Annotated in this window: 18 protein-coding genes; 5 read left to right on the forward strand and 13 right to left on the reverse strand. The window is 64.0% G+C overall.

Annotation, left to right across the window (positions count from 1 at the left end; genetic code table 11):
- Nucleotides 1–5: 5 nt before the first annotated feature.
- The 3 genes from NFV80_RS10575 to NFV80_RS10585 are packed head-to-tail and all read right to left on the reverse strand — an operon-like array spanning nt 6 to nt 4,508.
- Nucleotides 6–1,334 carry a TolC family outer membrane protein gene (locus NFV80_RS10575; protein ID WP_295329749.1) on the reverse strand — a complete coding sequence of 443 codons (1,329 nt, stop codon included), beginning with the start codon at nt 1,332–1,334 and terminating at the stop codon, nt 6–8.
- A gap of 2 nt (nt 1,335–1,336) precedes the next feature.
- On the reverse strand, nt 1,337–2,716 hold the full coding sequence (locus NFV80_RS10580) for an HlyD family type I secretion periplasmic adaptor subunit (RefSeq protein ID WP_295329747.1): 1,380 nt from the start codon (nt 2,714–2,716) through the stop codon (nt 1,337–1,339).
- Nucleotides 2,717–2,732: 16 nt separating this feature from the next.
- Nucleotides 2,733–4,508, reverse strand: coding sequence for a type I secretion system permease/ATPase (locus NFV80_RS10585; protein WP_295329745.1), 1,776 nt, complete (start codon nt 4,506–4,508; stop codon nt 2,733–2,735).
- A 426-nt stretch (nt 4,509–4,934) separates the two neighbouring features.
- On the opposite strand from NFV80_RS10585, the gene NFV80_RS10590 reads away from it, so the two are divergent.
- Nucleotides 4,935–6,035, forward strand: coding sequence for a VanZ family protein (locus NFV80_RS10590; protein WP_295329743.1), 1,101 nt, complete (start codon nt 4,935–4,937; stop codon nt 6,033–6,035).
- A gap of 6 nt (nt 6,036–6,041) precedes the next feature.
- Here NFV80_RS10590 and NFV80_RS10595 read toward each other — a convergent pair whose 3' ends face one another.
- The gene (locus NFV80_RS10595; RefSeq protein ID WP_295329741.1) at nt 6,042–7,067 is read right to left on the reverse strand and encodes a DnaJ C-terminal domain-containing protein; all 1,026 of its coding nucleotides are present in this window, start codon (nt 7,065–7,067) and stop codon (nt 6,042–6,044) included.
- Between the two features lie 226 nt (nt 7,068–7,293).
- On the opposite strand from NFV80_RS10595, the gene NFV80_RS10600 reads away from it, so the two are divergent.
- Complete coding sequence (locus tag NFV80_RS10600) at nt 7,294–7,602, forward strand: ferredoxin (RefSeq protein WP_295329738.1); 309 nt, start codon at nt 7,294–7,296, stop codon at nt 7,600–7,602.
- Between the two features lie 62 nt (nt 7,603–7,664).
- Entirely contained in the window at nt 7,665–8,303 is a 639-nt protein-coding gene (locus tag NFV80_RS10605; RefSeq protein ID WP_295329735.1) for an alpha/beta hydrolase, read from the forward strand.
- A gap of 50 nt (nt 8,304–8,353) precedes the next feature.
- Here NFV80_RS10605 and NFV80_RS10610 read toward each other — a convergent pair whose 3' ends face one another.
- From NFV80_RS10610 to NFV80_RS10620, 3 genes are read right to left on the reverse strand one after another with little or no spacing between them, the layout of a single operon-like run.
- The gene (locus NFV80_RS10610; RefSeq protein WP_295329733.1) at nt 8,354–9,118 is read right to left on the reverse strand and encodes a DUF3047 domain-containing protein; all 765 of its coding nucleotides are present in this window, start codon (nt 9,116–9,118) and stop codon (nt 8,354–8,356) included.
- Nucleotides 9,115–9,762 (reverse strand): TIGR04282 family arsenosugar biosynthesis glycosyltransferase, encoded by a 648-nt coding sequence (locus NFV80_RS10615; protein WP_295329731.1) that lies wholly within the window; start codon nt 9,760–9,762, stop codon nt 9,115–9,117. The genes NFV80_RS10610 and NFV80_RS10615 overlap by 4 nt, the downstream gene beginning before the upstream one ends.
- Entirely contained in the window at nt 9,737–10,447 is a 711-nt protein-coding gene (locus NFV80_RS10620) for a TIGR04283 family arsenosugar biosynthesis glycosyltransferase (protein WP_295329729.1), read from the reverse strand. The genes NFV80_RS10615 and NFV80_RS10620 overlap by 26 nt, the downstream gene beginning before the upstream one ends.
- A 224-nt stretch (nt 10,448–10,671) precedes the next feature.
- Here NFV80_RS10620 and NFV80_RS10625 point away from each other — a divergent pair, with 224 nt between their 5' ends.
- Both NFV80_RS10625 and NFV80_RS10630 read left to right on the forward strand, forming a co-directional pair.
- Nucleotides 10,672–11,490 carry a formylglycine-generating enzyme family protein gene (locus tag NFV80_RS10625; RefSeq protein ID WP_295329727.1) on the forward strand — a complete coding sequence of 273 codons (819 nt, stop codon included), beginning with the start codon at nt 10,672–10,674 and terminating at the stop codon, nt 11,488–11,490.
- Between the two features lie 219 nt (nt 11,491–11,709).
- The gene (locus tag NFV80_RS10630; protein WP_295329725.1) at nt 11,710–16,329 is read left to right on the forward strand and encodes an EAL domain-containing protein; all 4,620 of its coding nucleotides are present in this window, start codon (nt 11,710–11,712) and stop codon (nt 16,327–16,329) included.
- Nucleotides 16,330–16,419: 90 nt separating this feature from the next.
- Here the strand turns inward: NFV80_RS10630 and NFV80_RS10635 are convergent, their stop codons facing one another.
- The 6 genes from NFV80_RS10635 to ispG all read right to left on the reverse strand — a co-directional run bounded on the left by NFV80_RS10635 (nt 16,420) and on the right by ispG (nt 23,004).
- Complete coding sequence (locus tag NFV80_RS10635; protein WP_295329723.1) at nt 16,420–16,968, reverse strand: low molecular weight protein-tyrosine-phosphatase; 549 nt, start codon at nt 16,966–16,968, stop codon at nt 16,420–16,422.
- A gap of 213 nt (nt 16,969–17,181) precedes the next feature.
- Nucleotides 17,182–18,639: a ribosome biogenesis GTPase Der gene (gene der, locus NFV80_RS10640; protein ID WP_295329720.1), complete on the reverse strand. Its 1,458-nt coding sequence runs from the start codon at nt 18,637–18,639 to the stop codon at nt 17,182–17,184.
- Nucleotides 18,636–19,781 (reverse strand): outer membrane protein assembly factor BamB, encoded by a 1,146-nt coding sequence (bamB, locus tag NFV80_RS10645; RefSeq protein WP_295329718.1) that lies wholly within the window; start codon nt 19,779–19,781, stop codon nt 18,636–18,638. The genes der and bamB overlap by 4 nt, the downstream gene beginning before the upstream one ends.
- Nucleotides 19,778–20,464, reverse strand: coding sequence for a tetratricopeptide repeat protein (locus tag NFV80_RS10650; protein WP_295329715.1), 687 nt, complete (start codon nt 20,462–20,464; stop codon nt 19,778–19,780). Before NFV80_RS10650 ends, bamB begins: the two co-directional genes overlap by 4 nt.
- Nucleotides 20,465–21,760 carry a histidine--tRNA ligase gene (hisS, locus tag NFV80_RS10655; RefSeq protein WP_296758656.1) on the reverse strand — a complete coding sequence of 432 codons (1,296 nt, stop codon included), beginning with the start codon at nt 21,758–21,760 and terminating at the stop codon, nt 20,465–20,467.
- Complete coding sequence (gene ispG, locus NFV80_RS10660) at nt 21,760–23,004, reverse strand: flavodoxin-dependent (E)-4-hydroxy-3-methylbut-2-enyl-diphosphate synthase (protein WP_295329713.1); 1,245 nt, start codon at nt 23,002–23,004, stop codon at nt 21,760–21,762. The genes hisS and ispG overlap by 1 nt, the downstream gene beginning before the upstream one ends.
- Nucleotides 23,005–23,028 lie beyond the last annotated feature (24 nt).

The raw sequence follows: 23,028 nt of genomic DNA on the forward strand, positions 1-23,028 counted from the left end.
ATGGATCACGGTACCGGAATGAGCAGGCGCGCGATCTCCACGATGTCCTTTTCCGAGAGAACCCCGGCCGCGGCTTTCAGTTGAAGCGTGTTAGCCAGGAATTGGTACCTGGCTTGCGCCAAGTCCCGTTTGGCGACGAACATCTGGCGCTCGGCGTCGAGCACGTCGCTGTTGGTACGAATTCCGGCTTTCATCCCGCGCAGCGTCCCTTCGCTTGCCACGACGCTGGAATCGACCGCCTTCTGGTACGCCGTCACCTTCGTGCCGCCGGTCTGGACGGCAAGAAACTGACGCTTGACCTCGACCAGAGTGCTGTTGATCACCGCATCAAGTTCGGCTTGAGCTCGCTCGCGGTTGGCGATCGCCTGACTGGTCTGCGCATTCACCCGACCGCCTGCGAACAGGGGAATGTTGACCTGCACGCCCACGGCGTTGATCGAGCTCTTCTGGTTGAGCGTATCGATCGACTGGTTCTCGCCACGCGTGTTCGTCGCAACGAAGTCCACCTGTGGGAAATGTCCGGCGCGATTGCGGTCGACTTCCAGACGTGCGTTTTCGTAAGCCTTCCGCTGTGCGCGAATGTCCGGGTTGTTGTCCTGCGCCAATGTGTACCAATCGTCCAGTTGCGCCGGCTGCACTCCGGTCGGCAGGAAATCCTCGCGCAGCGGCCAGAGATTTCCCGGCCGCGTTCCGGTCATCCCCTCGAGCACGCGCAGCGCCACCGCCAGACCGTCGAGGGCGTCGGCCTGCCCGGCGCGTGCGAGCTGCAGGCGGGAATCGGCTTCGGCAACCTCGGTGACGGTGCCCTCGCCCCCTCTTCTGCGTCGCTCGGCAAGTTCGCGCTGAGCGCCGTAGGCAGTGATCTCCGCATCAGCCAGCGCCAGTTTTTCCATCGCCAGCAGCGCGTCGAAATAGGCACCCGCCAGCTTGACCGCCAGTTCCGCTTCCTTCTTGTCGAATATCGCGTCGCTGTACGCAGCGAGGACGCCTCCCTGCTGGTAGCGCACATAGCTGTCGTAGTTGAACAGCGGCTGGCGCAGGGTCACCACGCTGTACGTATAGCGGTAGTCGAGCTGTTGCGTGACATTGACGATCGTCGATTGACGTTCGCCGGTGTTCTTCGAGTAGGACCCCGAGAACGAGAGATTCGGCAGCAGACCGGCACGACTGATATCGATATTGTATTGCCCGGCATCGCGCTCATGACGGGCCGCCCGGAAGGTCGGATCGTTCTGCCGAGCGGCCTGGTACGCCTCGAGCAGGCCCGCAGAGAACGCGATTGACGAGCACAGCGCCAAAGCGCACCCTGCCAGGCCGACCTGCCAACGCCCCATCGTCATTCCTCGGTCAACGCCGACTTCCAGCGATCCATCAAGGGCTTGAACAGGTAGTTCAGGAGCGTCCGCTCGCCGGTCTTGATGAACACCTCGGCGGGCATTCCGGCCTTGATCTCGTGCGTCTTGAGCTTCTGCATGCCGTCCGCCGTGACCACCACCTGGCCACGATAGTGCGGCGGGATCTTGCCCTGCGGATCGGTCGTCGCGTCGGCAGCGACCTGGACAAACTCACCGGGAATCTGCGGCGTCGTCTTCTGGTTGAAAGCCGGAAAGGTGATTTCGACCGGCGATGCCAGCTTGACCTTGTCGATCAGCGTCGTCGGGATCTGGACGTCGATGCGCAGCGGCTCGTTCTTGGGAACCACATCCATCAACTGCGTGCCTTGCGCGAGCACGCCACCGACCGTATGCACGTTCAGGCCGACGATGATCCCTTCGGACGGAGCGCGCACCTCCGTGTTCGCCAGATCGAACGCCAAACCCTTCAGGCGACTGTCCAGCGAACTCACTTCCTTCTGCGCATCGACGAGATCCTTTTCCACCTCCTTGTCGTACTCCTGCTGGCGCGCCACCAGCCGCATCCGCGTCTCGCCGATGCTTTGCCGGGTACGCCCGAGATTTCCCAGGTCCTCGGAAATCGCCCCGTTTAGCTGCGCCAGAAGCCGTTCCTGCTCCGACAGCCGATTGCGTGGCAGATAGCCGTCGGCCGCGAGGTCGCGCAGACCCTTCAGTTCCTCAAGCAGCAGCCTTGCCTGCTCTTCCTTGGCACGCTTGCTCTCCTCGATCCCCTTGGCTGACGACTGCAGCCCCGCCAGGGTATTGTTCAAGGCTCCGAGTTCGGCCTTCAGGCCGGCCTGTCGCGAGCGCAGAAGCTGCGTCTGCAGCGCCATCGCGCTGGCTGCCCGTGGATCCTCTCGCTCTTTCAGCAGTTCGTCGGGGAAATCGATTTCTGAACGGCCCTGAGCCTCGGCCAGCAGGCGGGCCTCGGCTGCTTTCGTGGCCAGCCATTGCCCGTGTGCCATTTCGTATTGCGAACGGGCGTTCGTCGGATCGAGCCGAACCAGAATGTCGCCGCTGCGCACCTCATCTCCATCCTTCACGAAAATCGCCTGCACCAAGCCAGCGCCGAGGTTCTGGACCGTCTTGCGGTTCCCCGTCACCACCACCTGGCCATTCGCGGGTACCCCCTGATCGAGCGGCGCCAGCGCTGCCCACAGCAGGAAGCCGCCGAAACCGACGGCCAGCACCAGCCAGCCGATCCGGGAAGCACGTTCATGGTTGATGTCGACGCCGGGCAGCGCGGGCTTTCGCTCGGAGACATCGCTCACGTCGGTGATGTCGTCGGCAGTGGATTTTCGCCTGAAAAGTTTGATCGCCATGCTCTTGTCGTCTCAATCAGTGGCCACTCATCGGTGCTGCCGGCAGTCCGCCCGCCGCCTGCATCACCGCCCGTGGCGCCGTGCTCTCGGCACGCGCCTGCGTCCCCGCAGGGCCTGCGCGCAGCGCCGCCAGCACCTGCTCGCGCGGACCGTGCGCCTTCACCGTTCCCTCATGCATGACCAGAATGCTGTCGACCACCGCCAGCGTCGTCAGCCGGTGGGTGATGATCACTACCGTCCGCTGCTGCGCCTTGAGGCGCCGGATCGTTTCCGCCAGAGCGGCTTCGCCCTGATCGTCGAGGTTGGAGTTCGGCTCGTCGAGAACGATCAGCGCCGGATCTCCGTACAGCGCCCGTGCCAGACCGATGCGCTGCTTCTGACCGCCGGAGAGCGCCCTGCCGCCATCGCCCAGCGGCGTGTCGTAGCCTCTGGGAAGCAGCAGAATCAGCTCGTGCACTCCCGCCGCCTGTGCCGCCGCCAAGACCTTCGACGAATCGACCTCGCCGAAACGTGCAATGTTCTCGGCAACCGTTCCGTCGAACAGCTCGATGTCCTGCGGCAGGTAACCCAGATAGGGGCCGAGTTCATCCTTGCTCCACTTGAAAATTTCGGCACCATCCAGGCGAACGGCTCCTGTCAGTGCCGGCCAGACGCCCACCAGCAGACGAGCCAGCGTAGACTTGCCGGACGCGCTCGGGCCGATCACCGCCACGACCTCACCCGCCTTGACCCGGAAATTCACGCTCTTGAGAATCAGAATCTTGCTTCCCGGGGCCGCCGTCGATGCGTTCTCGACGGTCACCTCACCCAAGGGCCGGGGCAGCGGCATCCCGGCAGTGCGAGCAGGATACGCGCGCAACAGCTCGCTCAGCCGGTCGTACGCAGCGCGCGCCGAGACCAGTTGCTTCCAGTTGGCGATCAGCACTTCGAGCGGAGCCAGCGCACGACCGACCAGGATCGACGCCGCGATCATCATGCCGGAAGTCATGTCGCCGTTGATCGCCAGCAGGGCGCCAAAACCCAGCGCCAGCGATTGCATCGAGATCCGCGCGAAACGGGTGACTGCGCTCAGCAGGCCGGCGCGATCGCTGGCCAGCGCCTGCTGCATCAGGAATTTTTCGTGCAGTTTGAACCAACGGCGGCGAATCGCCGGCAACATGCCCAGCGCCTCGATCACCTCGGCATTGCGCAGATGGCTGTTGGCCTGGGCGTTGGCGGCAATCGACAGCCGTTGCGCCTCGCCGAGAGGCCCGGCAGAAATGCGCTCGTTGATTACCGCCAGCGTCACCAGCAGCAGTACGCCGACCATGGCGAAGATGCCCAGGTACACGTGAAAGGCGAAAATCACGATCAGATAGATCGGCATCCATGGCGCATCCGCCAGCGCGATCAGACCGGCACCGGTCAGTGTCTGCCGAATCGACGTGAGGTCGTTGAGTGCCTGCGCCGGGTTATCGCCCGCCTGCCGCAGGTTGCGTTCGAAAGTCGCGTCGAAGACCCGCTGATTGATGTCGAGATCAAGGCGCGCGCCGATCCGCACGAGGACCATCGACCGGATGCGCTCTAGCAGAGACATCAAGGCAAACAGCCCGAGCGTGATCAAAGTGAGCATCAGCAGCGTGGTGAGATTGCGGCTGCCCATCGCCCGGTCATAGATCTGCAGCATGTAGATCGACGGTGTCAGCATCAGAAGATTGATGAAGAAACTGAACGCACCGACCGTCAGGAAAACGCGACGAAATGAAAGGAGCACCAGCTCGAGTTCCGGGCGTTGTTGAGGGGATCTAATCATCCGCTTGCTTTCTCACAAGTTCGTTGCCATCGTGTGGCAAAGGCAAGTCTATCGTCCGCTCGACAGCCGTTCCAGGCACTACGTCACGCCCACATGCACAAGGGCGCTACTGTGACACAAGCTGCCCGCCCGGGAACAGCAACTTTCCAATGGCGATCGCTCGACGCCCGGATATCGCTAGCAGAACATTCAGCCTGAACCTGCCCTTCGTCTTGGGCAGAATCTCCAGCCGTCGAAACGAGAACGCTTCCGCGGCACTGCGCGCCCTTTCGTTCCTGCAGCATCCGCTGGGATGTTCGCGCCGCGGAAACGAACAACCGGCCGGCGGTGGATGACGTGACGCCGCTCACGGCAAGGTTCCTGCGGCATGGCCCGAGTCGGCCAGGCTGCTAGAATTGCCGCTTTGTCACGCTTGCTGGCGACCTGATGGAGCACACCCCGCCACCGTCGATTAGTTCGGATCCCGCTCCGCCCGCGCCGCCGCGGGCCTCGCGGCTGCCGCTGTACCTGGCGCTGGCCTATTCGGTCCTGGTGATCTACGCCAGCCTATATCCTTTCGCCAACTGGCGCGACCGCGGCGTCTCGCCGTTTGCGTTCCTGCACGCAGCATGGCCGCGCTACTGGACGGTTTTCGACCTCGTGGTCAATGTCTTGGCGTACGTGCCGCTCGGATTCCTGTTGACTCTGACGCTGCGCCGCATTCCGGGTGGGCGCTGGGCCGCAGCGATCGTCGCGCTGCTGCTCGGCAGCCTGTTGAGTTTCTGCATGGAAAGCCTGCAGACCTATCTCCCGTCGCGCGTGGCGTCGAGTATCGATCTGGCGTGCAACACGCTCGGCGCGGCGGTCGGCGCGGCGATCGCGTTCTGGCGAGGCAAGCGAATCTTTCGACGGATCGGCCAACTGCAGCAGGCCCTGCTGGCCCCGACTCCGCATGCCGAAATCGGCGTCGTGCTGCTCGGCATCTGGCTACTGACGCAGCTCTCGCCCGAGACCTTGCTCTTCGGGACCGGCGATCTGCGCCACGTGCTCGAACTGACGCCGGCGGTACCCTACGCGGCGCAATCCTTCTTCGTTCTCGAAACCGGCGTCATCGCCTGCAACACGATGGTCGTCGGTCTGTTCGCCCGCACCCTGCTGGCCGACCAGGCGTATCCGCACCTCGTCCTGATCGCCTTTTTCATTCTCGCCCTGGCGACGAGAACGCTGGCCGCGGCCGTGCTGATCACCCCGCAGGACGCACTTGGCTGGCTGACGCCGGGCGCCGAAGTCGGCCTGCTCATCGGCACGCTGCTACTCTCGCTGTCCCTGCTGCTGCCGGCGCAACTGCGCATCGCGCTGGCGGGCGCCGCCCTGATGGCGGGTACCGCGCTGGTCAATCTGACCCCCGGCAATCCCTACTCGGAAGCAGCGCTGGCTGCGTGGCGCCAAGGAAACTTCCTCAACTTCAATGGTCTGACGCGCTGGGTCGCGAGCTTCTGGCCCTTCGTCGCCCTGCCCTATCTGACCGCAGTCGGACGCGCTTCGTAGCCCCGCTCAGCAGCCGTCGAAGTTCCTGCGCGCGTGCATCTGCTGCTCCCAGGCGGCGAGGTCGGGCGCACGTTGATGGATCTCTGCAGCCAGACGCGCTTCCAGTTCTTCCAGCAACGGACGATCGTCACTGCCGATTTCCACTGGGTCGATTCTGTGCAGATGCACGACGAGATCACCGGCGGCCGCCCGCCTCTTGCCCGGAAAGCCGAGGCCGGGAAGACGCCATTCCACCGAACGCGGCAGGCACGCAGGGATTTCCAGGCGGGCGGTACCCGCCAGGGTCGGCACCTCGATGCTGCCGCCGCACAACAGGCGAAAGACGCTCACCGGCACCCGACAATGCAGGTTCTGGCCGTCGAGAACGAACAGCGGATGGACCGCCAGGCGGATTTCGAGGTAGAGATCGCCAGCAATCGCGTCGTGGGCCGCCATTGGTGCCTGCCGCGCGAGGCGCAGGCGCTCGCCTTCGAGCACACCCGCCGGAACGCTGACCGACAGCGTGCGCATCTCCTGGCCCCAGCCGCTGCCGGCACAATCCGGACAGTCGGTCTCGCGCAGATAGCCGCGTCCGGCACAACCGTCGCAGCGACTCGTGCGGCCACCGGCGCGGACCACCCGGCCGCAACCACTGCAACGCGGGCAAGGAACCGAATTCTGGTGCTTCAACCGGCCACTGCTGCGACAAGTGGTACAAGCGACGCGCTGCAACAGTTCTACCGCTTTCCGACATCCCAGCGCCGCCTCCTCGAGCGTCAGCGTCAGGGCCTGCGTCAGGTCGTCGCCAACCTTTCCGCCGCCCTCCGTTTCCGGTACGGTCGACTGTGTCTGCTGCCATTCGGCCAGACGCTCGGCGTCGAGCAGCAGTTCATACGCCGCGTGCACCCGCTTGAACTCGTTGGCGGCAAGCAACGACGGATTGCGATCCGGATGCCAACGCATGGCAAGCCGCCGATACGCCCGCTTGACTTCGTCGAGCGACGCTTCCTGTTGCAGACCGAGAACGGCGAAAGGGTCTTCGCCTGTGATCATGGGAGGCTCACTGGATGGGCAGGGTTGGCTCGGGCGGGAACGCGCGACAAATGAAAACGCGAAACCGACGCAGCAGAGCATTGCATTTTACGCGATCCGCGATCGAAGTCTCCTGCTCGTCTTTCGAATAAGGTATCCATGGCCGGGGGGCGAGAGTTCGCGATTTCGGAATCGGCGGTAGAATCGAAGGCTGCCGCCAGCAACCCAACCCGAGGAGCCAGTTGGTATGAACTATTTCAAGCATCATGTGTTCTTCTGCTGCAACCAGCGTGGTGAGAGCGAAACCTGCTGCAACAACTCCGGCGCGAGCGCCGCGCAGGCCTATGCCAAGGATCGCATCGGCCAGCTACGGCTGAAGGGCGTCGGCAAAGTCCGCATCAACAAGGCAGGCTGCCTCGACCGCTGCGATCTCGGGCCGGTGCTCGTCGTCTATCCGGAAGGCGTCTGGTACAACTACGTCGACAATGAAGACATCGAGGAAATCATCCAGGAGCATCTGGTGCACGGACGGGTGGTCGATCGACTGCGCATCTGAAGCCGCCATCGTCGGGCCGCAGCGATGGCGGCGGCGAATTCAGCGAGAGGAACAGGAAAGCAATGAGACTCCAGGCAGAGCAACTGCTGATCGATGGGCCGGTCGGCAAGATCGATATCACCATCGAAAATCCCGGGGCACCGCGCGGGATCGCGCTGGTTGCGCACCCGCACCCCCTGTTCGGTGGCGGCAATACCAACAAGGTGGTGCAGACGCTGGCGCGCACCTTCACCCATCTCGACTACGTCGCACTGCGTCCCAATTTCCGCGGCGTTGGCGAGACCCAGGGCAAACACGACGAAGGCCGCGGTGAGACCGAAGATCTGCTGGCCGTGCTCGCCGAAGCGAAGTGCCGCTACGGCAATCTGCCGGTCGCCCTGGCCGGCTTCTCTTTCGGCGCCTACGTCCTGACGCGCGTCGCCGAGGCGCTGCTCGCGGCCGGGCACCCGGCACAACGGCTGGTCCTGGTCGGCACCGCCTCGGGTTTCGTCGAAGGCGCGCGCCGCTACCAGACCCGCGCGGTGCCGCGTGACACGATCGTCATTCATGGCTCGGAAGACAGCACCGTGCCCTTGGCAAACGTCATCGAGTGGGCCAAGCCGCTGGAACTGCCGGTGGTCGTCGTTCCCGGCGCAGACCACTTCTTTCACCGCCGCCTGCATGTCATTCGTGAAATCGTCAGCCACGCCTGGCGGCACTGAGCGCGGACAGCAGGCGAGTCAATCGGGCCAGTGCTGGCCATGAGAGCGGCTCAGCGTCGCCCCTCGAACCACAGGTCGCCGAATCGCGCTTCGACGCTCTCGCCGGTATTGTCGGTATCGGCGGCGACCGCGACGCCAGAGATCATCGGCACCGGATCGCCGAAGGCGGCGCGAAAATCGCCGGCGACATCGCGTACCACCTCGCGCCACTCGCCCGCGTGTGTGTTGCCGGAATCGACGACAATCATTCGCACGCGATCGGTATAGGCATTCCAGCCCGATTCCCCGGCCGCTTGCGCTGTTCCCCAAACGTAGCACAGCGCAGCTGCCGGCAGGTCGGCTCCGTACAAGATGCGTGCCGCGACCATTTTCATCCGGTCGCCCATGCTGACGCGCTCGACGGGCAGGTCGAACAGCACGTAGACGCGTGCGGCGTAGTCATCGCCGGCCTTGTGCCGCAGGTCCGAACCGGCAAGTGCATGGGATACCCACCAGCGCCAGTGCAACAGCGGCGTCAACGCCGGGTCGACGCGCAAAGCGACGGCCAGCGTAGACGCCGCGCGGTCCGAAGCCACCCGCAATACGCTGCCGCCCTCCTCCGCCACGAGATCGAAACGGTTCGCCCGCTCGACCGAAGGCAGCGTCCGCTGCGTCCATCCCGCCGGCAGCCTGTTTCCCGGCGGTGCGCTGGAGAACCTCGGCAGTTCGACCACGCGTCTTGCGTCGGCGGCGCTCGACGGCGCCAGGCATGCTGCCGCAGCCAGCGCCGGCAACCCCAGCAGCATTTGAGAGACGCGACGGCGGCGCGGATTCATCGGCACCATTCGGCGAATCCTTCCAGTGTGGCCAGCCGCGCCAGGTCTTCCGGCCGGTCGACATCCCACAGGCGTGGCAGTTCGGCCCAGCGCAGCCCCAGCCCGGCCAGGCGCTGCCGAGTCTGCGCCATCACGCTTCCGCTTCCCCATTCGACACGCTGGAACAGGCTCGGCTGCGGATGACGCAGGCCGACGAGCACGTAACCGCCGTCTTCCGCAGGAATGAACACCGCGTCCTTGCCGCCGTCGTCGAGCAGGTTCCTGGCGGCCACCGCGAGATGCGCCGGCTGCAACGCCGGGCAGTCACTGCCGATCAACAGCAGCGGCCCGGCTTGCGCTGCGAAAGCTGCGGCCATGCGTTCACCGAGGTCCGCTCCGACCTGGGCACGCAGACCAACCGCGCAATGGCGCTGCACGGCGCGAAAGAAACGGTGTTCGGCATCCGGCGCAGCCCAAATCACCACAGGTCCGATCGCCGCCCGCTGCGCCACTCCCAGCGCATGCACTGCCAGCCGCCGTTGCAGCCGCGCTGCGCCGGCCGCGCCGAGGGCAGGAATCAGTCGCGTCTTGGCGGCACCGGCGGCGGGGGCGCGAACGAAAACGGCGATGGCAAGCCGGTCAGCGCCGCGGCGGGCGGTAACCATAGCGGAGGGCCAGTCGTTGCGGGTCGGCGCCGAGGAAGTAGCTCGCCCGCAGTCGCCACATCAGCAGAATCGTGCGCCACACCCCATGCTTCTCCCAGCGTCGCCCGGAAGTGATGACTCGCTCGCCCAGGCAGGCAGGGCGTCCGTACCGCTGCAGCCGCTTCGACAGGGCAATGTCTTCCATCAGTGGCAATTCGGGGTAGCCGCCGACGCCACGGAAGGCGTCGCGACGAACGAAAATCGCCTGATCACCGGTGGCGATCCCGGTCAGTCGCGAGCGCCAGTTCATCATGCGCGCGACGACGCGCAACAGCGGCGAGCGACCGTCGATGCACACGTCGAAGCGGCCCCAGGCCGCGCCGGCCAGGATGGCGCCGCGGATCAGCGCGTCGGCCGCCGCGGGCAGTCGGGTATCCGCGTGCAGAAACAGCAGCACTTCTCCCCGGCTCTCCTTCGCGCCGACATTCATCTGCAGAGCACGGCCACGCGGCGAGGAGAGCAGGCGGTCGGCCAACGGTCCAGCGAGCATCGCAGTGCCGTCACTGCTCCCGCCATCCACCACCAGCACTTCGGCACCACGCAGCCGGAATTCCTGGAGAGTCGCCAACTGGGCGCGGATCGTCGCCGCTTCGTCGAGGACGGGAAGAATCAGTGAAAGGAAGGGCCGGTCGGTATCGGTATTCATCGCCCACGGGCAAACATTCGGCGCCAGTCCTGTCGACGAACCGGCCGAGCTTCGATTCTGGGGCCTGCGCGGCGAACGATCAAGTTCGGCAGCTTTCGTCGGCAGCTTCGGTCGCGCCGCAAGCCGGTGTGGCGGGTCCTTCCGTTTGACTGCCTCGCCCCGGCACCGGATACTTGAAAGAAAGGTTTTGCCAACCGAATTGAGGCAGGAAGCGAGAGGAGATTATGGAGCACGATGGAGGAACACCGCCGACGGATTTCTCCAGGCCTTTTCCGGTGCCGGGAACCGACCTCCAGCCCGAGGATCGCTTCGGGGTGGCGCTGGTCCTCGGCGTCGGCCGCGCACGCCAGGTATTTCGCTGGATCGCGCCGGCGAGTTTCCTCATGGGATCGCCGCCCGACGAGGCCGAGCGCGGCAGTTCCGAGCTGCTGCACGAAGTAAGACTGAGTCGTGGCTACTGGCTCGCCGACACGGCCTGCACGCAAGCCTTTTGGCAGGCGGTCTGGCCGGTGAATCCGAGCCATTTCCCGGATCACCCGCAGAATCCAGTCGAAAACGTGAGCTGGCACGATGCGCAGGGCTTCCTCGCCGAGTTGAACCGCCTGCGGCCAGGGCTGCGCGCCCGCCTGCCAAGCGAGGCCGAATGGGAGTACGCCTGCCGCGCCGGAACGACGACGGCGTTCTCGTTCGGTGACCGGATCACCACCGAGCAGGTGAACTACAACGGGGATTACCCGTGCGCTGGCGGCGAGAAATCCCTTCATCGTCGACGCACGCTACCCGTCGCCTCGCTACCGCCCAACGGCTGGGGTTTGTACGAGATGCACGGCAATGTCTGGGAATGGTGCGTCGACTGGTACGAGCCATACCCGGCGACCAGCCAACTCGACCCGCGCGGGCCGCGCCTCGGCAAGATGCGGGTGCTGCGCGGCGGCACCTGGAGCGATCCGGCGCGCTACGCGCGCTCCGCCAATCGCAGCCGCATCGAACCAGCGTACCGGCCCCTCAGCAGTGGATTCCGGATCGTTCTCGGAGACCACTGACGCCCGCATCTCCTAGACGCAGGAGAGTGGCGAGAGTGCGGAATTTTCCCTTTGCCGGCCAACTCCTGAGGTAGCGATGGGAATACAATCTGTCGCCGATTGACCTTCCAGAGATTGCCCGCCACGATAGCCATGCGTGCGTGTCGTGGAACAGATCGCCAATGGTGGCGGTCAACCGGCTGCTTTGCAACGGCTCGTTCCAGATAGGACATGGACTCGATGAGCATCGAAAACGAAGAACCACCAAAAAAACAAAGGCGCCCGACTTCGAGAAGAACCGTTGCCGCGGCGGCAACGCCAGCCAGCCAGTCCTCGCACGCCGTCCGGGTTGACGAGCGGCCCTTCCTGGTCGGCATCGGCGCCTCGGCCGGCGGCCTGGAAGCACTCAGGATGCTGTTGCCGAGCCTGCCGAAGAATCTTGGGCTGAGCTACGTGGTCGTGCAGCATCTGTCGCCCACCTATCGCAGCATGATGTCGCAGTTGCTTGGCCGCGAGACGACCATGCCGGTCCGAGACATCGAGGACGGCATGTCGCCAGAACCGAATACGGTCTACATCACGCCACCAAACCGCAACCTGACGCTGACGGCAGGCCATTTCCGCCTCGTCGAACCGGCCCGCGAGTCGATGCCGAAGCCGTCGGTTAACCGTTTTTTTGCTTCGCTCGCCGAAGAAGTCGGCGACTCGACGATCGGCATCATCCTTTCCGGAACCGGTTCCGACGGCGCCTCGGGAATCCACGCGATCAAGGCGGCCGGCGGCTTCACGTTTGCCCAGGACCCCGAGTCAGCTAAGTACAATGGCATGCCGCAGTCGGCGATCGACACCGGCAGCGTGGACTGGATCCTCCCGCCCGAGAACATGGGCGCCGAAATCAGCCTGATCGTCCTCAATCGCGGGCTGATCCCGGTCGCGACGCAGGCAGCGAGTGCTCCGGCGACGCTGAAGACCTTGCTCGGCAAGGTGCGCAGCCGCACCAAGGTCGATTTTTCGCAATACAAGGAGCCGACGCTGTGGCGGCGCATCGAGCGGCGCATGGCAGCCAACCACGTCAGCACCTTGCTCGATTACCTGCAGGTGGTCGACCAGACGCCGGTCGAACTCGACAAGCTGTGCAAGGACATCCTGATCTCGGTCACCGCCTTCTTTCGCGACACCGATGCTTTTGCCCGGCTCGAGCGGGTGGTGGCCGATATTCTCGCCAGCAAGCAGCCGGGGGACGACATCCGTGTCTGGGTCGCGGGTTGCGCGACCGGCGAGGAGGCGTATTCGCTGGCCATTCTCTTTTCCGAGCGTCTGGGCGCGTCGTTTGATCAATACCGTCTTCAGATTTTCGCCACCGACATCGACCTCGATGCCATGGCGCTGGCGCGGCGGGGTGTCTATTCGGCGTCGAGCCTGGCGCACATGGACCGCGGCCGGATTCGCGCCAACTTCACGCCGCACGGTGATCGCTACGAAATCAACAAGAACCTGCGCGATGTGGTGATCTTCGCCCGCCAGGATCTGGTCCAGGATCCGCCGTTCCTCCGCCTCGATCTGGTCAGCTGCCGCAATGTGCTGATCTATTTTCAGAGCGAGTTGCAGGCGCGACTGCTCTCGGTTTTCCATTACGCGCTAAATCCGGGCGCCTACCTGTTTCTCGGCAAGTCGGAGGGGATCTTTCAGCAGGAAGCACTTTTCGCCGTGATTGACAAGGATGGTCGCCTGTATCGTCGGCATGGCGTGACGACTCGCCCGCCGCTGCTCCGCACCGAAATGCAACTCCCAGCCGCTGGTCTGAACCAGCACCAGAAGACGAGCAAGCCGACTACCCCGCTCGGTTTCGAGAGCATCCTGCTCGAGGCCGCCGGCCGCTATTTCATTCCGACCAGCATCCTGGTCAACAGCAAGTTCGAAATCCTCCACATTCACGGCGACGCCAGCCGGTTGCTCAACGTATCTGCCGGCCGGCCGGCGTTTGACCTGATCTCGCTGATCCGCCGCGAATTGCGTACCGAGGTGCAGGTCCTGATGCGCCAGGCGCAGGTCAGGCAGACCGTGGCCAACGGCCGTCCCCGGCACATCAAGGCGCTCGACTCCAATCGTGGGCTTCGCCTCTCGATCCATCCGGTTTCGGTGGCTGGCAGCGAGGGTCTGTTCATGGTCAGCATCGAGTGGATCGTGCCGCCGACCGGCAAGAATTCGGTCGAGGACAGCACCACCGTCACCGACAAGGAACTCGAAGACGAACTGGCTGCCACGCGCGAACACTTGCAGACGCTGGTCGAGGAACTGGAAACTTCGAACGAGGAGATGCAGGCGCTGAACGAGGAGATTCAGGCGTCGAACGAGGAGATGCAGGCGTCGAACGAGGAACTCGAGGCGTCCAACGAGGAACTGCAGTCGACCAACGAGGAACTGGCGACGGTCAACGAGGAGTTGCAGATCAAGACCGCCGAGACGCAGGAACTCAACATCGAGCTGGAATGCATCCAGAACAGCGTTGACTACCCCTTGCTGGTGCTTGATCGCAATAGCTGCCTGCAACGCTTCAACAGCGCAGCAGCACGACTCTTCAAGCTCGGGGCGGTACAGGTCGGACGCCCTCTGCGCGAGTTGCCGTTTGCGCAGGAGATGCCGGACCTGGTCGCCGACAGCCAGAAAGTGATCGACACCCAGAACGCGATTGACCGTCAGATCGTCAATGCCAACCGGCGGCACTACGCGCTGCACATCGCGCCACTGTTGCGCGATCCGCAGCGCATCGCCGGGGTGATCCTGCTCTTTGCAGACAACACCAGCCTGTATGAAGTCGAGCGCTCGGCACGCGTAACGCAGGTCAGGCTGCTCGCCGTCATGAACAATTCGGTCTCACTGATGGCGGTCAAGGATCCGTCCGGACGCTACCAGTTTGCCAATCCGAAGTTTGAACAGACCTTCGGCTTTTCCCCCGGAGAGATCATCGGCAAGACGGATCTGCAGGTGTTTCCGCAGGCGGTCTGCGATCACTTCCGCGAGCGCGAGTTGGAAGCGATCCGTCTGCGCAAGGAAATCGAGCGGGAGGAAACGCTGCCGCTGGCCGCCGGCAATTGCCACTTTCTCGCCGTTCGCTTCCCGCTCTTTGACGATGATGGAGCAATCACCGGCATCTGCTTCCAGGCTACCGACATCACCGCCCGCAAGCGCGCCGAGGAGCGCTTGCGACTGTCCGCTCTGGTATTCGAGCGAGCCTCCGAGGGAGTCATGGTAACCGACGCCCAACAGCGGATTCTGACCATCAATGATGCCTTCACCAATCTCACCGGCTTCACCCGGCAGGAGGTCGTCGGCAAGAAGCCGAGCATCCTGCGCTCCGAGAAGACCCCGCCGCAGTTCTACGTCGACATGTGGGAAAAGGTCAACCGTCTCGGCGTCTGGCAAGGCGAGATCTGGAATCACCGCAAGAGCGGTGAGCCCTTTCTCGAATGGTTGTCGATCAATACGGTCAAGGATCAGGACGGCAACGTGGTCAACTACGTCGGGATGTTCAGCGACATCACGAAAGTGCGCGAGTCGCAGCAGCGCGTCGAGTATCTGGCGACACACGATGAACTGACAGGACTGCCCAACCGGGCGCTGTTCAACGACCGGCTGCAACTGGCCCTGGCCCGCGCCGAACGCTCACATGCGAGCATCGGCGTGGTGTTCATCGATCTCGACAACTTCAAGGTGGTGAACGATACCCTTGGCCATGTCACGGGTGACAAGCTGCTCAGGCAGGCGGCGATCCGGCTGCTCGACAGCGTGCGCGCCGAGGACACGGTCGCGCGACTGGGTGGTGACGAGTTTGTCGTCCTGCTCGAGGCGGCCGATCGGCGCGAGGCGACGAGCACCGCAGAACGCGTGCTCAGCGCCTTGAGCGCCAGCTACCAATTCGAAGAGCACGAATGCTTCGTAAGTGCCAGCATCGGCCTGAGCATGTTCCCGGAAGACGCGGCCGACGCCACTACGCTGATGCGCAATGCCGATTCGGCGATGTATCGGGCCAAGGATCACGGCAAGAACGCCTTCCGCTTTTTCACTGCCGATCTCGCCAACCAGGCGACGCGGCGCTTGGCGCTGGAGACCGGACTGCGCCGGGCCATCGAAAGCGGCGAGTTGTTCGTTCATTACCAACCGCAGGTAAATCTCGAAACGCAGCGAGTGATCGGGGCGGAGGCACTGGTGCGCTGGCTGTGCGACGGCGAGGTAGTCGAACCGGTGGTGTTCATTCCGGTGGCCGAGCAGAGCAACCTGATCGTGGCGATCGACGAATGGGTACTCGGTGAAGTCTGCCGGCAGATCGGCGCATGGGACCAGATGGGACTGCCGCCGGTGCGAGTCAGCGTGAACATTTCGGCACGCCACTTCCGCAAGGAAGGAATGGCCGCCGATCTGATGCAGATCATCGACGCGCATGGCGTCCCGCCGCAGCGCTTGTGCATTGAAATCACCGAGAGCGTGCTGATGGATTTCGACCGGGCCCAGCGCATGCTCGCCGAACTGGTCGAATTTGGTCTGACGATCAGCATCGACGACTTCGGCACCGGCTTTTCGTCGCTCTCTTACCTCAAGCGCTTCCCGATTCACGAACTGAAGATCGCCCGCAGCTTCATCGATGGCATCTCGATCAACGCCGACGACCGTGCGATCGGTGCGGCGATCATTGCACTGGCACGGCACCTGGGTATGACCGTCGTTGCCGAGGGCGTCGAGGCATCCGATCAGCACAGCGAACTCGACGCCTCCGGATGCCACAACGGCCAGGGCTATCTCTATGCCTATCCCTTGTCGCCGGACGTGTTCGGCGAGTGGTTGCGCGCCCGCAACCTGCACTGAGCAGTGAGGTCGGGTCGCGGCCACCGCGCCCGACTGCATGTTCCGCGTTGCCGCCGACTGCCGGCAAGCACGCTTTCCAGCCGGTCCCGATCAGTTCATGCGGTCGAACTCGGCGGGGCTATCGTTGCCAGAGCAACCGTCCTCTCCCGCGGCGGCCTCGGCCTCCTCCCTGAGTCGCTGCTCAAGGCTTTCCATCAGTCCGTTGGCGGCGTCCTCGATCATGTCCAGCACCAGATCGAAACCGTGCCCGAGGCCGTAATAGGGATCCGGGACTTCATCGTCGTCGAAGTTCTTCGAATAGCTCATGAACAATCCGAGGCGATCATGCTTGTCCGGAGGACAGATCCGTTTAAGAACCGACAGGTTGTTGTGGTCCATCGCCAGGATCAGGTCAAAGTAGTCCAGATCCTGTGCGGCCACTTTGCGAGCGCGCATGTTCGACAAATCGTACTGGCGAACCGCCGCCGCACGCTGTGTGCGCTGATCCGGTGCTTCGCCGGCATGATAACCGTGCGTACCTGCCGAATCGACCTCGATCCTGTCCTCGAGATTCTTCCGACGCAGGATCCCACGAAAAACCCCTTCGGCCGTCGGCGAGCGACAGATGTTCCCCATGCACACGAATAGAACCTTGATCACTGTTCGCTTTCCCGACGCATTCCCCGAAACCGTTGTTGCCTCGCCCACCGATCAGCCTTCCGCAGCAGACCCGGAGCACTCATCCGCAAGACGGCTACGCCGCAGCCAGCCACAGCGAAGGGTCCATCATCCGTCGAAAAGGTCCTCTTTGCAAGATAGCGTCGGCTGCGAGCCCGCCAGCGAGCTGCGGTTGCGACGGCAGCAGGCCAGCGCTCAACGCGTTCCCGGAGTCGCCTTTGTACGGACTTTCGTACTGCGCAGCGGCTTGTCCGTGGACCGCGAGACGGACTTGTCGACCGGGCGTGACCGGCGCCGGTTCGGCTCGCTGGCGTGCTGGTCGGCATACGGATTTGCCGACACGTTGAACTGGATCTGCAGCGGAGTTCCCTGCAATCGGAAGACCTCGCGAAAGTGATGCTCCAGATAGCGCCGATACGACTCGGGGATCTTGTCCAGCGCATTGCCATGAATCACGACCAGGGGAGGATTGCGGCCGCCCTGGTGCGCATAGCGCAGCTTTGGACGGAACAGACCACTGCGCGGTGGCGCTTGGCGGGCAACGGCGTCGATCAATGCCCGCGTCAGCCTGGGAGTCGGCAGATCGGCAGTCGCCGCCAGGTAGGCGGCGTCGACCGAACGGAAGAGCGCTTCCAGGCCCTGTCCCTTGAGCGCCGAGACATAGTGTAATCGGGCAAAATCGAGGAACGCCAGTCTCCTTTCGAGCGCTCCCTTGATCTGGTCGCGGACATAGGCATCGAGTCCGTCCCACTTGTTCACCGCAATCACCAGTGCGCGGCCGGCTTCGTGGATGAAGCCGCCGATGTGCGCGTCCTGGTCGGCAATGTCCTGCCGCGCGTCGACCACCAGAATCACCACCTGCGCTTCCTCGATCGCTTGCAGCGTCTTGATTACCGAGAACTTCTCGATACTTTCGAAAACCTTGCCGCGACGTCGCAGACCGGCCGTGTCGATCAGCGTGTAGCGGCGGCCGCCGCGTTCGAAATCGACTTCGATGGCATCGCGAGTGGTTCCGGGCTGGTCGAAGGCAATTACCCGATCCTCGCCAAGCAGTGCGTTGACCATCGTGCTCTTGCCGACATTCGGTCGACCGACGATGGCCACCTTGATCACAGTGTCCGCCCCCTGCCCTTCGCTCCCAGCAGCCTCTCCGCCCCCCTTGCCGTAGGGTTCGAGCGCCTGCTCGATCAGGGCGCGCACCCCCTCGCCGTGCGCTGCCGAAATGGCGAAGGGTTCGCCGAGGCCAAGTTCGTGGAAGTCCGCGACGATCAATCCCGGACTCGTTCCCTCGGCCTTGTTCACCGCGACGAAAACCGCGCGTCCCGACCTGCGCAGGCGATCGGCAATTTCCCTGTCGAGCGCCGTTACCCCGCTGCGACCATCGACCACGAAGAGCACGACGTCCGCCTCGTCGATCGCCTGTTCGGTCTGTCGCGCCATGCGGTCCATGACCCCGTCCTTGGCGAGCGGCTCGAAGCCACCGGTGTCGATCACCAGATACGGTTTGCTGCCGAGCCGACCGTGGCCGTAGTGGCGGTCGCGGGTGAGGCCGGGAAAATCGGCGACGAGCGCATTGCGAGTTCCGGTCAGCCGGTTGAACAGTGTCGACTTGCCGACATTGGGTCGCCCGACCAGAACGACGCTGGGTTTCATTGCGATTCGATCGCGAACACGCGTCCGTTGGCAGTCTGTGCGACCAGATCGACACCCAGTCGCTGCAGCGGCGCACGTACCGCGCTGCCGTCGGTCGACACGCGTGCCACGAAGGAACCGTCGTCGCGACTGAGGAAGTGCACGACACCCTGTACGTCGGCAACCACAACGAAACCTCGTATCGGCAGCGGCGCAGTCAGCCGTCTCAGGAAGAGTTTGTCCTGCTTCCAGAGGCTGGCTCCGCTGGCCTTGTCCAGCGCGTGCACGGCCCCCTTGTCGTCGGTGACATAAACGTAGCGGCTGTCGACCCCGATGCCCGCGGCACTGGAGATGTCGCGTGACCAGATCAGGCTGCCGTTGCCCAGGTCGAAGCAGGAAATACGTCCCTGGAACGCTGCGGCACAGATCATCCGGCCGTCGATTACCGGAACGCTGGTGACATCGGCGACACGGTCCAGTTCGGTGGCACCTTTTGGCAGGGCAACCGTCCCTTCCCACAGCGGCGCGCCATTTTCCAGGCTCACGGCAATCAGCTTGCCGCCCGGGAAGCCGGCAAACACATATTTGTCGATGACCACCGGTCCAGCCATTACGCGCAAGGACAACGGCGTGCTCGGGCGTTGATAGACCCACTTGCGCCTGCCCTCGCTCGACTCGTAGGCACTCAGGCGATGATCACCGCCACGCACGATCACCAGGCCGCTGGTGACCGCCGGTGGAGCAACGATCTCGCTGCTCGCCCGCGCCTTCCACAGCAGGTGACCATCGGCTGCGGAAAAGGCAAAAAGTTCCCCCTTGGGTGTACCGACGACGACCATTCGCTCGTCCGCGCCGACCCCACCCGACAACGGCTGCCCGGCCTGGATTCTCCAGACCTGCCGACCATCGTCGAGGCGGAGCACCGTACCATCCCGTGCCGCGACGTAAACCGAGGAGCCAACCACGGCGGGAACGAAAGTATAGTCACCTGCCTTGCCAACATCCGCCGTCCACAGCGCACGGGCATCGGCCACCGCCTGAATCGGTTGCAGTTCGGCCATCTTCGGGCCGCTGCTGCCGGAAAAAGGGTTGAGTGCGTCGAGGGTCGAGCAGCCGGCCGCCAGCAGCGACAGACCGACCACCGCGAGAAGACGATACCTCATGAATGGGGCTCCGCGAGCGCGTCGAGTTTCTGCAGTACCGACTCACGATAGGCCGCGTGCGCCCGCGTGTCCTGCAGCGTATCTCCACCCTTGCCGGCCGCATCTGCCTCGTCCAGCTTGGCCAGTACGGCCTGATAGGCGGCGCGTGCTTCGCCCGTCTTGTCCTGTGCGCTGAGAATGTCGCCACGCATGTCCTGGAAACGGGCGGTGAAAGCGCTGCCCGCGGCAACATCGAGCTGCTTGAGTGCCTCGTCGTACGCCTTCTCGTCGAGCAGCAGGCTCGCCAGCCGCAGGCGGGCCAGATCCCGCAGTTCGTCCTTGCCGTTTTCGACCACCCAGACCAACTGCAGCTTGGCGGTTTTCGCGTCGCCCGTGTCGTTCAGAACCCGGGCAGCCAGCAGGGCAGCGAGCGGTGCGTAGGCGGTACGGGAATACTTCTCGAACAGTTCGCCACTCGCTGCCTTGATCCGCTGCGGATCCTTTTCCGCCACCGCTTTCTGCAGCGCAGCGTATACCTGGCCTGCCTGCGCGGCCTGGCTGCGCTGATACCAGTTCCAGCCCTGCCATGCCGCGAATCCGACCGCGACCGCGGTCACGATAGCGGCCACCAGATTGCCGTATTGTTTCCACCACGCCTTGATTTCGGCGATCTGTTCCTGCTCTTCGAGGTCATAAGTAGCCATTCAGGAGTCATCCCTATCGAGAATCGAATTCATGATTTCGTCGGCCACGACGTCCACGCCGACCCGCTTCTGCTGATTCGGCCGGTCGCCAGTGGTACGCAATGGTTTCAGCGTCACCTCGCCGGCGTCCGCTTCATCGTCACCGATGATCACGGCAAAACTCGCGCCCGAGGCGTCGGCTTTCTTCATCTGCGTCTTGAAGCTGCCGCCTCCGCAATGGAAAAGCACGTCGATGCCACGGTCACGCAGCCCCTCGGCGACGCGCGCTGCCAAGCGTGAAGCATTCGTTCCCTGATGCACGAGGTAGACATCGACTGCCGCCGCCCTGGTCTCGCCCCCGGCCTCGCGAATCAGCGTGATCAGGCGCTCGACACCCATTGCAAAACCGCAGGCCGGCGCAGCCCTGCCACCAAGCTGTTGCAGCAGGCCGTCGTACCGGCCTCCGGCGCAGACCGTCCCCTGCGCCCCCAGACGATCGGTGACCCATTCGAAGACGGTCAGGTTGTAGTAGTCGAGCCCGCGCACCAGGCGCGGATTGATCGTGAACGTCTGACCGGCATCGCGCAGCGCCTGCTGCACTCCCTCGAAATGGGCAAGCGACTCGGCCCCCAGATGATCGGTCAATCGCGGCGCGGCGGCAATCAGCTGCTGCAGATCGGGGTTTTTCGTGTCCAGGATGCGCAGCGGATTGCTGTACAGCCGGCGCCGACCGTCCTCGTCGAGCAATTCGCGGTGCTGCTCGAAATAGGCGATCAACTCGGCCCGGTGCTGGGCACGCTCCGCCGGCTGGCCAAGTGTGTTGAGCTGCAGGCTGATGCCGTCGAGCCCGAGGTCATCCCACAGCCGGGCACCCATCAGGATCTGCTCGGCGTCGATGTCCGGCCCCGAAAAACCGAAGGCTTCGACGCCGACCTGGTGGAACTGCCGGTAGCGCCCTTTCTGCGGCCGCTCGTGGCGAAACATCTGGCCCAGGTAGTACAGCCGTTGCGGCTGCAGCGCAAGCAGACTGTGCTGGATGACGGCGCGCACGCAACCGGCCGTGCCTTCGGGACGCAGCGTCAGGGCTTCGCCGTTTAGACTGTCGACGAAAGAATACATCTCCTTTTCGACAATGTCGGTCACTTCGCCGATGGCGCGCTTGAACAGTGGTGTCGGCTCGACGATCGGCAGACGAATCGGACGGTAGCCATAACTCTTGAGCCAGGAGCGAATCGTCTCCTCGAACATGTCCCAGAATTCGGCTTCGTCCGGCAGGATGTCGTTCATCCCGCGCACCGACTGGATCTTGGGCGTCATCATCGGTCGGCAAGCCTTCTCCGGTAGGTACGGGTCACGTAGGCATCGACAATGGCGGTGAACTCCTCTGCGATGTGCTGACCGCGCAGCGTGGCTGTCTTGACGCCATCCTCGAACACTGGCGCAGCCGGCGCCTCGCCGTTGCCTGGCAGACTGATGCCGATGTTGGCATGCTTGCTCTCACCCGGCCCATTGACCACACAGCCCATCACGGCCAGCGTCATGTTTTCGACGCCGTCATACTCCGTGCGCCAGCGCGGCATGCTCTGGCGCACGTGTTCCTGGATCGACTGCGCAAGTTCCTGAAAGAAAGTGCTGGTCGTCCGGCCGCAGCCCGGGCAGGCGACGACCATCGGCGTGAAAGCGCGCAAACCCATGGTCTGCAGCATCTCCTGCGCGACGACGACTTCCTGCGTGCGCCGGCCACCGGGTTCCGGAGTCAGCGAAACGCGGATGGTGTCGCCGATTCCCTCCTGCAGCAGTACCGCCATCGCCGCCGTGGAGGCGACGATGCCCTTGGAACCCATGCCCGCCTCGGTCAGACCGAGGTGCAAGGGATAATCGCAACGGCGCGAGAGTTCGCGATAGATGGCGATCAGGTCCTGCACGCCGGATACCTTGCACGAGAGAACGATGCGCTCTCCGGGCAGGCCGATCGCCTCGGCGCGGGCAGCGGACTCGAGTGCGGAAGCCACCATCGCCTCGCGCATCACGGCAACCGCATCCCGCGGCTCCGGCCGGCGGGCGTTCTCGTCCATGATTCGCGCCAGCAGATCCTGATCGAGGCTGCCCCAATTCACGCCGATGCGCACCGGTTTCCCATACTTGCAGGCAATCTCGATCATCTGCGCGAACTGCTCGTCGCGCTTGCGTCCGTGGCCAACGTTTCCCGGATTGATGCGGAACTTGGCGAGCGCCTCCGCGCACTCGGGACGCTCGCCAAGCAGGCGATGACCGTTGTAGTGAAAGTCGCCAATCAGCGGTACGTCGACGCCCATGCGATCGAGCTGGGCCCGGATCGGAGCGACGGCGGCCGCAGCCTCGGGGGTGTTGACGGTGATGCGCACCAGTTCCGATCCGGCGCGCGCGAGTTCGGCGCACTGGATCGCCGTTCTTACCACATCGACGGTATCGGTGTTGGTCATCGACTGGACGACGACCGGAGAGCCGCCGCCGACCGTCACCCGACCGATGCTCACGGCACGCGTCCGCCGGCGCACGCTGCCGGGAAGCGGATGGTTCATCGCCCGGCCACCACGTCGCAAGCG

It is taken from the genome of Accumulibacter sp. (genome assembly GCF_023806565.1).
In the GTDB taxonomy this organism is placed as follows: domain Bacteria; phylum Pseudomonadota; class Gammaproteobacteria; order Burkholderiales; family Rhodocyclaceae; genus Accumulibacter.

Excerpts from the sequence above, each read along its gene's own strand:
- NFV80_RS10575 (WP_295329749.1), bottom strand. The coding sequence starts at position 1,334 with ATGGGGCGTTGGCAGGTCGGCCTGGCAGGGTGCGCTTTGGCGCTGTGC.
- NFV80_RS10580 (WP_295329747.1), bottom strand. The coding sequence starts at position 2,716 with ATGGCGATCAAACTTTTCAGGCGAAAATCCACTGCCGACGACATCACC.
- NFV80_RS10585 (WP_295329745.1), bottom strand. The coding sequence starts at position 4,508 with ATGATTAGATCCCCTCAACAACGCCCGGAACTCGAGCTGGTGCTCCTT.
- NFV80_RS10590 (WP_295329743.1), top strand. The coding sequence starts at position 4,935 with ATGGAGCACACCCCGCCACCGTCGATTAGTTCGGATCCCGCTCCGCCC.
- NFV80_RS10595 (WP_295329741.1), bottom strand. The coding sequence starts at position 7,067 with ATGATCACAGGCGAAGACCCTTTCGCCGTTCTCGGTCTGCAACAGGAA.
- NFV80_RS10600 (WP_295329738.1), top strand. The coding sequence starts at position 7,294 with ATGAACTATTTCAAGCATCATGTGTTCTTCTGCTGCAACCAGCGTGGT.
- NFV80_RS10605 (WP_295329735.1), top strand. The coding sequence starts at position 7,665 with ATGAGACTCCAGGCAGAGCAACTGCTGATCGATGGGCCGGTCGGCAAG.
- NFV80_RS10610 (WP_295329733.1), bottom strand. The coding sequence starts at position 9,118 with ATGAATCCGCGCCGCCGTCGCGTCTCTCAAATGCTGCTGGGGTTGCCG.
- NFV80_RS10615 (WP_295329731.1), bottom strand. The coding sequence starts at position 9,762 with ATGGTTACCGCCCGCCGCGGCGCTGACCGGCTTGCCATCGCCGTTTTC.
- NFV80_RS10620 (WP_295329729.1), bottom strand. The coding sequence starts at position 10,447 with ATGAATACCGATACCGACCGGCCCTTCCTTTCACTGATTCTTCCCGTC.
- NFV80_RS10625 (WP_295329727.1), top strand. The coding sequence starts at position 10,672 with ATGGAGCACGATGGAGGAACACCGCCGACGGATTTCTCCAGGCCTTTT.
- NFV80_RS10630 (WP_295329725.1), top strand. The coding sequence starts at position 11,710 with ATGAGCATCGAAAACGAAGAACCACCAAAAAAACAAAGGCGCCCGACT.
- der (WP_295329720.1), bottom strand. The coding sequence starts at position 18,639 with ATGAAACCCAGCGTCGTTCTGGTCGGGCGACCCAATGTCGGCAAGTCG.
- bamB (WP_295329718.1), bottom strand. The coding sequence starts at position 19,781 with ATGAGGTATCGTCTTCTCGCGGTGGTCGGTCTGTCGCTGCTGGCGGCC.
- NFV80_RS10650 (WP_295329715.1), bottom strand. The coding sequence starts at position 20,464 with ATGGCTACTTATGACCTCGAAGAGCAGGAACAGATCGCCGAAATCAAG.
- hisS (WP_296758656.1), bottom strand. The coding sequence starts at position 21,760 with ATGACGCCCAAGATCCAGTCGGTGCGCGGGATGAACGACATCCTGCCG.
- ispG (WP_295329713.1), bottom strand. The coding sequence starts at position 23,004 with ATGAACCATCCGCTTCCCGGCAGCGTGCGCCGGCGGACGCGTGCCGTG.